Here is a 13,723-nt window from a genome sequence, read left to right as displayed (position 1 = left end):
GCTTAGGCCAAGACCGAAGGTCTTTAAGCGTTCGTTTGGTACACGTAGGGCTTTTGCGCCACGCGGCCAGCTTCGATGTCTTGTTGGATGTCGCGGTTGACTTGCTTGTCCCACAACAAAGCGCGGCCTTCGCGCTGTTCTTTTTCGAGGGTGGGCTTCTTCGCTTTGAGCGACTCGATGAACTGAGTGGCTTCGGAGGTGTAGTTGTCACGCTGGAAAATCGACATGGTGGTTTCCTAAATGGGATATCTTGAAATTGAGAAGATTTTAGCGACCGAGGGCCAAGGCCAAGCCTTGGTTCAAATCGGGTGCCAAGTCGGTGTCCGGCAGGGCTTGAAGCAGGCCGCAGCGTTGCGCCATTTCCAGCGGTTGGTGGGCCAAACCACAGACGATCAGGCGGACCTTCTTTTTGCGGCAGCTGCGCACCAAAGACATCAGTGCATCCGCACCAGACGTGTCGATGTAAATCAGGTTTTTCAGATCCACCACCACGGCTTTGGATGGCAGGTTTTCTTCCATGGCTTCCACCAGTTTGACCGCGCCAAAGAACAACGCGCCATACAGGCGGTGGGCTTGCACGTGGGCTTCTTGGCCTGTCAGCTCGGGGTGGCTGTCCGCCAGCACATGCTCAGCACGGGTGAGGCTAGAGATGCGGTAGATAAAGGTCAGACACGCGGCGATCAGACCCACTTCCACGGCCACCGTCAAATCGACGATGACGGTGAGCAAGAACACCAGCAACAAGGTGACGCGGTAGGTCATGCGGAACTGGCGCAGGTGCACAAACTCGTGCCACTCGCCCATGTTCCAAGCCACAAACATCAGAATAGCTGACAGCGCGGCCAGCGGCACATCGCCCGCCAGCGGCGCAGCCACCAGCATGACCACCAACAAAGTAAAGGCATGCACGATGCCAGCCACGGGGCTGTTGCCGCCGTTTTTGACGTTGGTCACGGTGCGGGCAATCGTGCCGGTGGCGGGCATGCCACCAAAGAACGGTGTGACGAGGTTGGCAACGCCTTGGGCCATCAGCTCTTGGTTGGCATCGTGGCGGTCACCGTAGGGGCCGTCGGCCATCATTTGGTCGGCAATGCGGGCGCACAAGAGCGACTCAATCGAACCGAGCAAGGCCAGCGTGGTGGCGGGAATCAGTAAGAACTTGGCGGTTTCCCAGCTGAAGTCGGGCCATGCAAACGCGGGCAAGCTGTTGGGGATGCTGCCAAAACGCGAGGCGATGGTTTCGACATCCAGTCCCATCATCTTGCTGGCCATGGTGGCCCCTACCAGCACCACGATGGAGCCAGGGATGGTCGCGAAGTTTTTGGTGCTGGGCATGGCATTGGCCAAGCGCGGCAAAGCCAGTTGCCAAAACGCCAACACGGCCAAACACACCACCGCAAGGCCCAAGGCTTCACCATTGAACGTGCCGATGTTGGCGCTGAGCGTGTGCAAGATGCCGAAGAAATCAGCCGGCATGGCTTTGACTTGCAGCCCCAAGAAGTCTTTGAGCTGCGACACCATGATGAGCACGGCAATGCCGTTGGTGAAACCAATCACCACCGCCACCGGGATGAAACGAATGAGTGAACCCAAACGCAACAAGCCCATGGCCAGCAGCATGACGCCCGACATGGCGGTGGCAATCATCAAATTGGCCAAGCCATAGCGCTCCAAAATACCGTAAACGATGACGATGAACGCGCCTGCAGGCCCGCCAATTTGTACGCGGCTGCCACCCAAAGCGGAAATTAAAAAGCCCGCAATGATGGCGGTGAACAAACCCGCCTCAGGTTTGAGTCCCGACGCAATGGCAAACGCCATGGCCAGCGGCAAAGCCACCACGCCCACCGTGATGCCCGCGCCCACGTCTTGGTAAAAACGTTGGCGCGTGTAGCCTTGCAGCGCGTCGAGTAATTTGGGTTTGAACATGTCAGTGAATACGCATGCCAGGCTTCGCGCCTGGCCATGGGTGCAGCACGTAAATGCCCGCATCGGTTTTGTCGTCCGCGTGGCTGGCGGCGAGCACCATGCCTTCACTCACGCCAAACTTCATTTTGCGTGGGGCCAAGTTGGCCACCATCACGGTGAGCTTGCCTTTGAGGTCTTCAGGTTTGTACATGCTGGCGACGCCACTGAACACGTTGCGTGTTTTACCCTCGCCCACATCGAGTGTGAGGCGCAACAGTTTGGTCGAGCCTTCCACCGCTTCGCAGTTGACGATTTCGGCAATGCGCAAATCGACCTTGGCAAAGTCGTCGATGCTGATGGTGGGGGCAATTTCTTCGCCGCCTGGCGTGACTTTTTCTTCCACCACGGCTGGTGGCTCAAACAAGGCTTCGAGTTGTTCGGGGGTGACGCGTTGCATGAGGTGTTGGTAGGGTTGGATGGTCGCCACGTAGCCTGTGGCGTTCCAGTTTTGCATGGAGGTGCCGGTGAAACTTTCCACAGCGTGGGCCAATGAAGGCAGCACAGGTGCCAAGTAGCGGCTCAGCTCAGCAAAGGCGTTGATGAGCAACGAGCACACTTGGTGCAAGGCTTCGTTGTTGGCGGCGTCTTTGGCCAAGTCCCAAGGTTTGTGTTGGTCCACATACGAGTTGACCTTGTCGGCCAGCAACATGATTTCACGGGCAGCTTTGCCGTACTCGCGGGCGTCATAGGCTTGGGCGATGCTTTCTTTGGCGGCATGAATGTCGCTCAACAGCGCAGTGCCTTGTTCGCCAAAGCTTTGTGTGAGCTTGCCTTCAAAACGCTTGGTCAAGAAGCCCGCGGCACGCGAAGCGATGTTGACGAACTTGCCAATCAAATCGCTGTTCACGCGCAGCATGAAGTCTTCGGCGTTGAAGTCGATGTCTTCGTTGCGGTTGTTGAGTTTGGTGGCCAAGTAGTAGCGCAGCCACTCGGGGTTCATGCCCAAGCTCAAATACTTGAGCGGGTCTAGGCCCGTGCCACGGCTCTTGCTCATCTTCTCGCCGTTGTTGACGGTGAGGAAGCCGTGCACAAACACGTTGTTGGGCGTCTTGCGGCCGCTGAAGTGCAGCATGGCGGGCCAGAACAGCGTGTGGAAGGTGACGATGTCTTTGCCGATGAAGTGGTATTGCTCCAGCTGCTCGTTGGCCATGTAGGCGTCGTAGTTCTCGCCGCGCTTGTCGAGCAAGTTTTTCAGCGAGGCCAAGTAGCCCACGGGCGCGTCGAGCCACACGTAGAAGTATTTGCCTGGCGCATCTGGAATTTCGATGCCGAAGTAAGGCGCGTCACGCGAGATGTCCCAGTCGCCCAAGCCTTCGCTGGTCGTGCCATCGGGGTTGGTGCGCACGGTGAACCACTCTTTGACCTTGTTGGCCACTTCGGGTTGCAGCTTGCCGTCTTGGGTCCACTTTTCCAAGAACGCCACGCAGCGTGGGTCAGACAGCTTGAAGAAGAAATGCTCTGAGCTTTTCAGTTCAGGCTTGGCACCCGACAAAGCGGAGAAGGGGTTGATCAGGTCGGTGGGGGCGTAGACCGCACCGCACACCTCGCAGTTGTCGCCGTACTGGTCGTGGGCGTGGCACTTGGGGCACTCGCCTTTGATGAAGCGGTCGGGCAAAAACATGTTCTTCTCGGGGTCGAAGAACTGGTCAATCGTGCGGCGTTCGATCAGTGAGCCGCCTTGTGATTCAGGAATGTCGCGCAAGTCACGGTAAATCTGGCGGGCCAGTTCGTGGTTTTCAGGCGCGTCAGTGCTGTGCCAGTTGTCAAACTGAATGTGGAACCCGTCCAAGTAGGGCTTGCGGCCCGCAGCGATGTTGGCCACAAACTGCTGCGGGGTGATGCCGGCCTTCTCGGCCGCAATCATGATGGGCGCGCCGTGCGTGTCGTCCGCGCCCACGAAATCGACCTTGTGGCCCTGCATTCGCTGGAAACGCACCCAGATGTCAGCCTGGATGTACTCCATGATGTGGCCGATGTGGAAATTGCCGTTGGCGTAGGGCAGGGCGGTGGTGACGAAAAGCTGGCGCTGGGACATTTGGGAGCAAGACCTTAGGGCGAAGGGGGCGATTTTAGTTCCTACAGAATGCGAGCATGAACTTACCTAGCTTTGACGAATTCCGCCAAAAAGCCATGGCCGCCGGCTTTGATGAAGTGATTGAACGCGAATGGGCGCCCAACACCGTGCTGGACACCCACACCCACGCATTTGGCGTGCACGCCATCCTCACGCGCGGTGAGATGTGGCTGACCATGCATGGCCAAACCCAGCATCTGCTGCCCGGCTCTATTTTTGAGCTGGACCCCAATGTGCCGCATGACGAGCGCTATGGCGCTGAAGGTGCGGCGTATTGGGTGGCGCGTAAAAACGCTTGATCTGCGCTCGCTTGCGCTGATTTACTGCTGCAACGTGCGCTCAGTCGCACGGATGACCTGCGTTGCGTGCGGTCAAACGCGCCGCGCTAGACTTGCGCGCAATACCTATTTCAAGAACAAAGAAGTTTTATGGCCCTGAACGAACAAGCCCTGACCGCGGCTCTCCAAACCGTGATTGACCCCAACACGGGCAAAGACTTTGTCACCACCAAAGCGCTGAAGAACCTGCAAATTCAAGGCGGCGATGTGTCGTTTGACGTGGTGCTGGGCTACCCCGCCAAGAGCCAAATCGCAGGCTTTCGCAAAGAATTGATCGCTGCCGCCAAGGGCGTAGCGGGTGTCGAGAACGTGTCGGCCAACATCACCATGAACATCGTGGCGCACGCCGCGCAGCGCGGTGTGGCTTTGTTGCCCCAAGTGAAAAACATCATCGCCGTGGCTTCGGGCAAGGGCGGTGTGGGCAAAAGCACCACCGCCGCCAACTTGGCCTTGGCCTTGGCCGCTGAAGGCGCGAGCGTGGGTTTGCTGGACGCCGACATTTACGGCCCCAGCCAGCCCATGATGATGGGCATCGAAGGCCGCCCCGAAAGCACGGACGGCCAAACCATGGACCCGCTGGAAAACTACGGCGTGCAAGTCATGTCCATCGGTTTCTTGGTGGACCAAGACGAAGCCATGATTTGGCGCGGTCCCATGGCCACCCAAGCGCTGGAGCAGCTGTTGCGTCAAACCAACTGGAAGGCGCTGGACTATTTGATCGTCGACATGCCCCCCGGCACCGGCGACATCCAGCTCACGCTGAGCCAGCGCGTGCCCATGACCGGTGCGGTCATCGTCACCACGCCGCAAGACATCGCGTTGTTGGATGCCAAAAAAGGCATCAAGATGTTTGAGAAGGTGGGCGTGCCCATCCTCGGTTTGGTCGAGAACATGGCCGTGCATGTTTGTACCAACTGCGGCCACATCGAGCACATCTTTGGCGCTGACGGTGGCAAGAAGATGGCCGAGCAATACAACATGGACTACTTGGGCGCCTTGCCCCTGAACATGCAAATCCGCCTGCAAGCCGACAGCGGCAAGCCCACCGTGGTGGCCGACCCTGACGGCGACGTGGCGGGCATTTACAAGGCCGTGGCCCGCCAAGTGGCGGTGAAGATCGCGGCCAAGGCCAAGGACTTTTCGAGCAAATTCCCGAGCATCAAGATTTCTAAAGAAACTTGATTCACGCCATGTCGCAACGCCCCAGCCTCCAAGTCGCCGTTGTCATGCGCCGTGAGCGCGTGCCGGGCGCCATGAGCCGTTGGCAACCTTGGCGCTGGGTGTTGCACGATGTGACGGGGCACGACTTGGTGCCGCACGCCGAGCACTTTGGCACCGAGCCGCGCTGTTTGCGCCAAACCGACGACGAACAAATTTGGCTGCATCCAGGCTTCACAGTTGAGCTGTTTCGCGACGATGCCGAGGGCTACTACCTCAACGCCGCCTCGCCTGCGCCGTGCTGGTTTGTGTTGTGGCGCATGGAAGAAGAGCCCAGCCTCAGCGACGAGGTGATGGCCGTGCCCGCCATGGTGAGCCTGAGCTACCACGACGCAGGTCGTTGGCTCGATGCCCAAGAAAACGTGGACCAAGTGCCCGCACCACCCGAGGTGGTGGCATGGATGACTGAGTTCATGGATGCGCATTTGGTGGTTGAGGCCAAGCGCCGCAAACGCCCCGATAGTTTCCGCCCTTTACAAGATCGCTTTGGCAACCCAGCGTCGGTCAGCACCGAAAAAATGCGTGGCGGTGGCCAAAACCATGGAGGCGGTCATGGCCAATGACGACACGCCTGCTGGTTTTTTAAGTCGCTGGTCACGCCGCAAAGCCGATGTGCGCGAAGGCCGGCCGTTGGCCGAGCTGACGCCTGCGCCGAGTGCTGCTGAGCCTGCCAACCTGCCAACCCGTGAGTCAAATGCACCTGTTTCTGCCGGTGCTGCATCGCCTGTGGCGCATGCTTCCCAGGCTGCCACTCCCAGTGCGACATCACCTGCTCAGACCCACGCACCCGCAGCTCGTCCCGTGCCCACGCTGGCTGATGCGCAGCAACTCACCCCTGAATCTGATTTCACGGGCTTCATGGCGCGCGGTGTGGCGCCCGATGTGAAAAATGTGGCCATGAAAAAGCTGTTCAGCGACCCGCACTTCAATGTGATGGACCGTATGGATATCTACATCGACGACTACAGTCAACCCGATCCCTTGCCCATGGCGATGCTGCGTCAGATGACCAGTGCCAAGACCTTGAACTTGTTCGACGACGAGCCTGAAAAAACGGTCGAGGCCAACGTGGGTGACAAACCCGCATTGGAAGAACCCAAAGTCGTGGCACAGTCCGACCCTGCTGACAACCATTCCAACATCGAGCCCACTACGCATGACCACGCTGATTTGCGACTGCAACCAGACCCAACCGCTAGACCCGAAGGCACTGAGCCAAAGCCTGTCTGAACCCCTCACGCTGCACACGGCTTTGTGCCGCCGCGAGGCGGGTGCTTTTGTGCAAGCCGTGCAAGGCACCGACGACGTGGTGGTGGCCTGCACCCAAGAGCAACGCTTGTTTGGTGACTTGGCCGTCGAGGCGCAAGCCAAAACCTCGGTCATCAAATTCGTGAATATTCGCGAGACCGGTGGTTGGAGCAGTGACGCCAAAAACGCCTCACCCAAAATTGCTGCACTGTTAGCCGCTGCGCATTTGCCCGAACCCGAGCCTGTGCCCACCGTCACGTTCAAGAGTGCAGGGCGTTTACTCATCATCGGCGAACTCGATCAGGCCGAACAAGCCGCAGCGCTGTTGGCTGACAACCTGAATGTGACCCTCTTCACCCAAGGCGCTGGCGAAGCGGGTGGCGCACAAAACCGCCGCTACCCCGTGTTGGGTGGTCAAGTGGTGCGTGTGGATGGTTGGCTGGGCGCGTTCAAGCTCACCTGGCAAAACAACAACCCCATTGACCTTGACCTGTGCACACGCTGCAACGCCTGTGTGGCCGTTTGCCCCGAGCAAGCGATTGGTCTGGATTACCAAATTGATTTGAGCAAGTGCAGCTCGCACCGCGATTGCGTGACCGCTTGCGGCGCCGTGGGCGCGATTAACTTTCAACGCGAAGCGCAAGAAGAAACCACCGAGTTCGACCTCGTGCTTGACCTGCGCGAGCAAAGCGCCTTCACCCGCCACGCGTTGCCCCAAGGCTATTTTCGCGGTGCAACGGCGGCCAACTTGTTGCGCTTGCGTGAGCTGGTGGGTGAGTTTGAAAAGCCCAAGTTTTTTGACTACAAACAAAAGCTCTGCGCGCACAGCCGCAACGAAAAAGTGGGTTGTAACGCCTGCGTGGACATTTGCTCTGCTGAGGCGGTCAGCTCCGACAAGTCGCGCCAACAGATCAAGGTCAACCCCAACCTGTGTGTGGGCTGCGGTGCGTGCACCACGGCGTGCCCCACAGGCGCACTGACTTACGCATATCCGCGTGCCAGCGAGCAAGGCGTCAAGCTCAAAACTTTGCTGAACACCTACCAAAAAGCGGGCGGCAAAGACGCTGTCATCTTGTTGCACAGCCAAGACGCAGGCCAAGCCTTGGTCAATGAGCTGGGTCGTGCGGCACAGCTCAAAGTGGCCAAAGGACTACCTGCGCATGTGATTCCTGTGGCGCTGTGGCACACCGCCAGCCTTGGGTTGGATGTGTGGCTTACTGCCTTGGCGTATGGCGCAGCCCAAGTGTTGGTGCTGAATACCGCTGAAGAAGCGCCGCAATACGCTGAGGGCTTGCAAGCGCAAATGGCGCAAGCACAGGCGATGCTTGAAGGCTTGGGCTACGCGAAGCCTGGTCGCATGCCTGTGCAGTTGCTGCACGCCACACAAGCTCTTGAATTGGATGCTGAATTGCAGCGTCTCACCACGGGCCAGCAACGCTTGAGCACCACCGTGCCCGCTGCCACGTTTGCGGTGATGGCTGAGAAACGCAGCACCCTGAGTATGGTGATTGACCATTTGCTTGAACATGCACCGGTTTTGAAAACTGCAGCTGCACCTGAAGCCTTGGCTTTGCCCAAAGACGGCTCGCCATTCGGCTCAGTCGAAGTCAACAAAGACAGCTGCACCTTGTGCATGAGCTGCGTCAGCGCCTGCCCCGCCAACGCGCTGCAAGACAACCAGCAAGCGCCTCAACTGCGCTTCTTTGAAAAAAACTGCGTCCAATGCGGCTTGTGCGTCAGCACCTGCCCCGAAAAAGCCCTCAACCTTGTGCCGCGCTTGTTGCTCACACCACAACGCAAAGAAGTGCGTGTGCTCAACGAAACGCAACCTTACGGTTGTGTGCGTTGCGGCAAACCGTTTGGCACGCTCAAAGGCATCGAAGCCATGATTGGCAAATTGACTGGGCACTCGATGTTCCAAGGCGATGCTTTGGAGCGTCTCAAGATGTGTGGCGACTGCCGCGTGATTGACATTTACTCTGCTGGTGACGAGCAAAAAATCGTTTAAATATTTGTATGACTGAACCACATTTGTCTTCCGCCCTTGACGAAGAAACCGCACGCGCCGAGCTGTACGGTTTGATTTCTGAGTTGTTCTACGCGCCCGCACGTCCCGAGCTGTTGGCGCAGTTGCGCGTTGCTGCCACCGATGCGCCCACTTCAGGTGGTTTTCTGGAGGAGCCTTGGCGTCAGTTGGTGGGCGTCGCTCGCGAGATGGATGACCAGAGCATCCAAAACGAACACAACGCCTTGTTTGGTGGCGTTGGCAAGCCTGAGGTCTATGTCTACGCCTCGCATTTTTTGACTGGTTTTTTGAACGAAAAACCCTTAGCGCAATTGCGCACCGACCTGGCTGCACTCGGCTTGGGTCGCGACGACACCACCATGTTCGAAACCGAAGACCATGTGTCTTATGTGTTTGAGGTCATGCGTTTTTTGGTGGCGGGTGAGGATGTGTCGGTGTCCAACCTCACACAGCAAGCCAAATTTTTTGCGGCCCATGTGCAAACCTGGTTGCCTGCATTCTGTGATGCTTTGCAAGCGACGCCTCGTGCGCGCTTCTATGCGGCGCTGGCCGACTTGACCCGTGCGTTTGTGAGCGTTGAAGCGCAGGGTTTTGACATGCTGGCTTGATCGCTGGCTGTGCTGCTTTGTTTGTGTTTTGATGAGCGTATTTGACGCCTAGGCGACAAGAGGCGTCAGCATCCTAGAAATTTCAAGGGTTACTGACGTAAGTACGTATAGGACAAACTCACATCATTGGTACATTTATGCAAAGTCGTGCATACCCGCGACATCACGAGGAGCTAGAAATGAAAAAAGAACAAGCCACCGAACAAGCGACTCCGTCGCGTCGTGGATTTTTTATGGGTGCCGCCGCTGCAGGTGCCGCTGCCGCTGCAGTGACAGCTATGCCAGGCCTCAACACCCCCTCCGCTGAATTGAACAAACTTCCCCCCGCGCCTGAAAACGGTGGCGGCTACAGCTTGAGCGAACACGTCAAGCGTTACTACCAGACCGCTCGCGTCTGAAGGAGTTGCACATGTTGTTGACCCGTAAAACAGATTCAACTGCCCACACTGCTGGCAGTTCTGCCTTCGTTGGCCGCTTGCAACGTGGCTTGTCGCAGGCTTTGCCGACGCTCGACCGTCGTGGCTTTTTGCGCCGCTCAGGTTTGGGCATTGGCGTGGGTTTGGCTGCCACGCAGCTGAGCTTGGTGAAAAAAGCCAACGCTTCTGGCGCCATGTCGAACAACGGCGGTGGCAAGATTGAAGTCAAACGCACGGTGTGTACCCACTGCTCTGTGGGCTGTGCGGTGGATGCCGTGGTTGAAAACGGCGTGTGGGTGCGCCAAGAAGCGGTGTTTGATTCCCCCATCAACCTCGGTGCCCATTGCGCCAAAGGTGCGGCCCTGCGCGAGCATGGCCACGGTGAGTTCCGTTTGCGTTACCCGATGAAGCTGGTCAACGGCAAATACGAGCGCATCAGCTGGGACACAGCCCTCGAAGAAATCAGCGCCAAGCTGCTGGATCTGCGCAAAACCGCAGGCCCCGACAGCGTGTATTGGATCGGCTCTTCGAAGCACAACAACGAACAAGCCTATTTGCTGCGCAAGTTTGTGAGCTACTTCGGTAGCAACAACTGTGACCACCAAGCCCGTATTTGTCACTCCACCACGGTGGCCGGTGTGGCCAACACGTGGGGCTACGGTGCGATGACCAACTCGTACAACGACATGCAAAACAGCAAGGTCGCTTTGTACATTGGTTCCAACGCGGCTGAAGCCCACCCTGTGTCCATGTTGCACATGCTGCACGCCAAAGAAAACGGCTGCAAGATGATCGTGGTGGATCCACGTTTCACACGCACTGCAGCAAAGGCTGACGAGTACGTGCGTATTCGCTCTGGCTCTGATATTGCTTTCTTGTTCGGCCTCTTGCACATCATCTTCAAGAACGGCTGGGAAGACAAAAAGTACATCAACGACCGTGTGTTCGGTATGGACAAGGTCAAAGAAGAAGTCATGGCCAAGTGGACGCCAGACAAAGTGGAAGAGGTTTGCGGTGTGACGCCTGAGCAGTTGCTCAAAGTGGCCACCATGCTGCACGAAAACAACCCCGGCACCATCGTGTGGTGTATGGGTCAAACTCAGCACAGCATTGGTAACGCCATCGTGCGTGCCTCTTGCATCTTGCAGTTGGCTTTGGGCAACGTCGGCAAGGCCGGCGGCGGCACCAACATTTTCCGCGGCCACGACAACGTGCAAGGCGCGACCGACGTCGGTCCTAACCCTGACTCCTTGCCCGGCTACTACGGCATCGTCGAAGGCTCATGGAAGCATTTCGCCAAAGCGTGGGGTGTGGAATTCGATTGGCTCAAAGGCCGTTTCGCATCGCCCGCGATGATGACCAAGCCTGGCATCACCGTCTCGCGTTGGATCGACGGTGTGTTGGAAAAGAACGAGCTCATCGACCAAGACAGCAACCTCAAAGGCGTGTTCTATTGGGGCCATGCACCCAACTCACAAACCCGTGGTTTGGAGATGAAGCGTGCCATGGACAAGCTGGACTTGTTGGTGGTGGTTGACCCCTACCCATCGGCCACTGCGGCGATGGCCGCCATGCCAGGCAAGGCTGAAGACCTCAACCCCAACCGCGCCGTTTACCTGTTGCCCGCTGCCACGCAGTTTGAAACCAGTGGCTCGGCCACGGCCTCGAACCGTTCGCTGCAATGGCGTGAAAAGGTGATTGAGCCTTTGTGGGAAAGCCGCTCTGACCACATGATCATGTACCAATTGGCCGAAAAACTCGGCTTTGGCAAAGAGCTGGTCAAGAACTACAAGCTGCAAAAAGTCAAAGGCATGGACGAACCCATGGTCGAAGACATCTTGCGTGAAATCAACAAGTCGGTTTGGACCATTGGCTACACCGGCCAAAGCCCAGAGCGCTTGAAAGCGCACATGCGCAACATGCATCTCTTTGACGTCAAGACCCTCAAGTCCAAAGGCGGCAAAGACAAAGAAACCGGTTACGACTTTGGTGGTGACTACTTCGGCTTGCCTTGGCCTTGCTACGGCACGCCCGAACTCAAGCACCCAGGCACATCCAACCTGTACGACACTTCCAAACACGTCATGGAAGGCGGCGGTAACTTCCGCGCCAACTTCGGCGTCGAGAAAGACGGCAAAAACCTGTTGGCCGAAGATGGCTCGCACTCCAAAGGCGCGGACATCACCACGGGCTATCCCGAACTCGACCACGTGTTGCTCAAGAAACTCGGCTGGTGGGACGAACTCACCGATGCTGAAAAAGCATTGGCCGAAGGCAAGAACTGGAAGACCGACAACTCGGGCGGCATGATGCGTGTGTTCATGCAAAACCACGGTTGCCACCCCTTCGGTAACGCCAAAGCGCGTGCCGTGGTGTGGAACTTCCCAGACCCCATCCCACAACACCGCGAGCCCTTGTATGGCACGCGTCCTGACTTGGTGGAAAAGTACCCCACGCACGCTGACAAAAAAGCGTTCTGGCGTCTGCCCACTTTGTACAAGACGATCCAAGACAAGAACGTCGCCGACAAAGTGCACGAGAAATTCCCGCTCATCCTCACCTCGGGCCGTTTGGTCGAGTACGAAGGTGGCGGCGAAGAAACCCGTTCCAACCCCTGGTTGGCCGAGTTGCAACAAGAAGCCTATGTGGAAATCAACCCCAAGACCGCAGCAGACCGTGGCATTCGCAACGGCGAGCGCGTGTGGTTGAAGAGCCCCACCGGCGCACGTTTGAACGTGCAAGCGTTGGTGACCGAGCGTGTGGACACAGGCACCGTTTGGATGCCCTTCCACTTCTCAGGTCGCTGGCAAGGTGAAGACATGCTCAAGTACTACCCCAAAGGCGCAGCGCCTGTGGTGCGTGGTGAAGCAGTCAACACAGCCACCACGTATGGTTACGACAGCGTCACCATGATGCAAGAAACCAAAACCACCGTTTGCAACATCGAACGCGCCTAAGGAGAATTAAATGGCACGCATGAAATTTATCTGTGACGCTGAGCGTTGCATCGAGTGCAACGGTTGCGTCACCGCTTGTAAAAACGAACACGAAGTCCCATGGGGTGTGAACCGCCGCCGTGTGGTCACCTTGAACGATGGCGTCCCCGGCGAGAAATCCATCTCTGTCGCCTGTATGCATTGTTCCGATGCGCCTTGTATGGCAGTTTGCCCTGTGAACTGCTTCTACAAGACCGACGAAGGTGTGGTCTTGCACGACAAAGACATTTGCATTGGCTGCGGCTATTGCTCATACGCTTGCCCGTTCGGCGCACCTCAGTTCCCAAGCCAAGGCACCTTCGGTGTGCGCGGCAAGATGGACAAGTGCACCTTCTGCGCCGGTGGCCCAGAAGCCAACGGCAGCCAAGCCGAGTTTGAAAAATATGGTCGCAACCGTTTGGCCGAAGGCAAGTTGCCTGCTTGTGCCGAAATGTGTTCGACCAAAGCCTTGCTCGCCGGTGACGGCGACATGGTGGCCGACATCTTCCGCAGCCGCGTGGTCAAGCGCAACAAAGGCGCTGAAGTGTGGGGCTGGGGCACGGCTTACGGCTCTAAGCAAGCTGGCCAAGCACCCGCCAAAGTCGAAGGAGTGAAGAAATGATGAAACGCATGTCACTCCTTGTGTTGAGCGTGGCCGCTCTCACCGCTTGCGGTGAGAAGGCTCAAACCCTCGGCACTAAAAACGACGCCACCGCCTACAGCGGCGCAGCCAATAGTTTTGTCGAATCAGGCTGGACAGCCGGTGATAAAAACAGCTGGGAGCAGCACCTGCGTGCTCGTGGCCAGTACGGTCAGAACGACAACAGTCGCGCACCGTAAACAAAGGGGCAC

Annotated in this window: 13 protein-coding genes; 10 read left to right on the top strand and 3 right to left on the bottom strand. The window is 57.6% G+C overall.

Going from position 1 to position 13,723, the window contains the following annotated elements; translation table 11 throughout:
• Positions 1-23: 23 nt before the first annotated feature.
• Genes QMG15_RS10810 through metG form a run of 3 tightly spaced genes read right to left on the bottom strand, consistent with a single transcriptional unit; the run spans position 24 to position 4,003 of the window.
• Complete coding sequence (locus tag QMG15_RS10810; protein ID WP_108358251.1) at positions 24-227, bottom strand: DUF3460 family protein; 204 nt, start codon at positions 225-227, stop codon at positions 24-26.
• Positions 228-267: 40 nt separating this feature from the next.
• A complete protein-coding gene (locus QMG15_RS10805) occupies positions 268-1,929 on the bottom strand; it encodes a SulP family inorganic anion transporter (protein WP_281788612.1) in 1,662 nt (553 codons plus the stop codon).
• 1 nt (position 1,930) lies between these two features.
• Positions 1,931-4,003 carry a methionine--tRNA ligase gene (metG, locus tag QMG15_RS10800; protein ID WP_281788611.1) on the bottom strand — a complete coding sequence of 691 codons (2,073 nt, stop codon included), beginning with the start codon at positions 4,001-4,003 and terminating at the stop codon, positions 1,931-1,933.
• Positions 4,004-4,059: 56 nt separating this feature from the next.
• Between metG and QMG15_RS10795 the strand changes: the two genes are divergently transcribed.
• The 10 genes from QMG15_RS10795 to QMG15_RS10750 all read left to right on the top strand — a co-directional run bounded on the left by QMG15_RS10795 (position 4,060) and on the right by QMG15_RS10750 (position 13,711).
• Entirely contained in the window at positions 4,060-4,341 is a 282-nt protein-coding gene (locus QMG15_RS10795; protein WP_108358248.1) for an AraC family ligand binding domain-containing protein, read from the top strand.
• A 129-nt stretch (positions 4,342-4,470) separates the two neighbouring features.
• Positions 4,471-5,562, top strand: coding sequence for an iron-sulfur cluster carrier protein ApbC (apbC, locus tag QMG15_RS10790; protein WP_281788610.1), 1,092 nt, complete (start codon positions 4,471-4,473; stop codon positions 5,560-5,562).
• A gap of 8 nt (positions 5,563-5,570) precedes the next feature.
• Entirely contained in the window at positions 5,571-6,161 is a 591-nt protein-coding gene (locus tag QMG15_RS10785; RefSeq protein WP_281788609.1) for a DUF3305 domain-containing protein, read from the top strand.
• Positions 6,151-6,828, top strand: coding sequence for a DUF3306 domain-containing protein (locus tag QMG15_RS10780; RefSeq protein ID WP_281788608.1), 678 nt, complete (start codon positions 6,151-6,153; stop codon positions 6,826-6,828). The genes QMG15_RS10785 and QMG15_RS10780 overlap by 11 nt, the downstream gene beginning before the upstream one ends.
• The gene (locus tag QMG15_RS10775) at positions 6,755-8,854 is read left to right on the top strand and encodes a 4Fe-4S binding protein (protein ID WP_281788607.1); all 2,100 of its coding nucleotides are present in this window, start codon (positions 6,755-6,757) and stop codon (positions 8,852-8,854) included. Before QMG15_RS10780 ends, QMG15_RS10775 begins: the two co-directional genes overlap by 74 nt.
• 8 nt (positions 8,855-8,862) lie before the next feature.
• Positions 8,863-9,480: a molecular chaperone TorD family protein gene (locus QMG15_RS10770; protein ID WP_281788606.1), complete on the top strand. Its 618-nt coding sequence runs from the start codon at positions 8,863-8,865 to the stop codon at positions 9,478-9,480.
• A 179-nt stretch (positions 9,481-9,659) separates the two neighbouring features.
• Positions 9,660-9,878, top strand: coding sequence for a formate dehydrogenase (locus QMG15_RS10765; RefSeq protein ID WP_281788605.1), 219 nt, complete (start codon positions 9,660-9,662; stop codon positions 9,876-9,878).
• Positions 9,879-9,889: 11 nt separating this feature from the next.
• A complete protein-coding gene (locus QMG15_RS10760) occupies positions 9,890-12,853 on the top strand; it encodes a formate dehydrogenase subunit alpha (protein ID WP_281788604.1) in 2,964 nt (987 codons plus the stop codon).
• A gap of 10 nt (positions 12,854-12,863) precedes the next feature.
• Positions 12,864-13,493 carry a formate dehydrogenase FDH3 subunit beta gene (gene fdh3B / locus QMG15_RS10755; protein WP_281788603.1) on the top strand — a complete coding sequence of 210 codons (630 nt, stop codon included), beginning with the start codon at positions 12,864-12,866 and terminating at the stop codon, positions 13,491-13,493.
• Entirely contained in the window at positions 13,490-13,711 is a 222-nt protein-coding gene (locus tag QMG15_RS10750) for a hypothetical protein (RefSeq protein ID WP_281788602.1), read from the top strand. Before fdh3B ends, QMG15_RS10750 begins: the two co-directional genes overlap by 4 nt.
• Positions 13,712-13,723: the final 12 nt, after the last annotated feature.

The sequence above is a fragment of the Limnohabitans sp. INBF002 genome, from assembly GCF_027924905.1.
Lineage (GTDB): Bacteria > Pseudomonadota > Gammaproteobacteria > Burkholderiales > Burkholderiaceae_C > Limnohabitans.
Note: the sequence above shows the minus strand (reverse complement) of the source record. Positions and strands in the feature narration are given on the sequence as shown.

Bases quoted from the DNA above. Each gene is read 5' to 3' on its own strand.
- QMG15_RS10750 (WP_281788602.1), top strand. From the start codon at position 13,490: ATGATGAAACGCATGTCACTCCTTGTGTTGAGCGTGGCCGCTCTCACC.
- QMG15_RS10770 (WP_281788606.1), top strand. From the start codon at position 8,863: ATGACTGAACCACATTTGTCTTCCGCCCTTGACGAAGAAACCGCACGC.
- QMG15_RS10805 (WP_281788612.1), bottom strand. From the start codon at position 1,929: ATGTTCAAACCCAAATTACTCGACGCGCTGCAAGGCTACACGCGCCAA.
- QMG15_RS10810 (WP_108358251.1), bottom strand. From the start codon at position 227: ATGTCGATTTTCCAGCGTGACAACTACACCTCCGAAGCCACTCAGTTC.
- QMG15_RS10780 (WP_281788608.1), top strand. From the start codon at position 6,151: ATGGCCAATGACGACACGCCTGCTGGTTTTTTAAGTCGCTGGTCACGC.
- metG (WP_281788611.1), bottom strand. From the start codon at position 4,003: ATGTCCCAGCGCCAGCTTTTCGTCACCACCGCCCTGCCCTACGCCAAC.
- QMG15_RS10760 (WP_281788604.1), top strand. From the start codon at position 9,890: ATGTTGTTGACCCGTAAAACAGATTCAACTGCCCACACTGCTGGCAGT.
- QMG15_RS10795 (WP_108358248.1), top strand. From the start codon at position 4,060: ATGAACTTACCTAGCTTTGACGAATTCCGCCAAAAAGCCATGGCCGCC.
- QMG15_RS10765 (WP_281788605.1), top strand. From the start codon at position 9,660: ATGAAAAAAGAACAAGCCACCGAACAAGCGACTCCGTCGCGTCGTGGA.
- fdh3B (WP_281788603.1), top strand. From the start codon at position 12,864: ATGGCACGCATGAAATTTATCTGTGACGCTGAGCGTTGCATCGAGTGC.
- QMG15_RS10785 (WP_281788609.1), top strand. From the start codon at position 5,571: ATGTCGCAACGCCCCAGCCTCCAAGTCGCCGTTGTCATGCGCCGTGAG.
- apbC (WP_281788610.1), top strand. From the start codon at position 4,471: ATGGCCCTGAACGAACAAGCCCTGACCGCGGCTCTCCAAACCGTGATT.
- QMG15_RS10775 (WP_281788607.1), top strand. From the start codon at position 6,755: ATGACCACGCTGATTTGCGACTGCAACCAGACCCAACCGCTAGACCCG.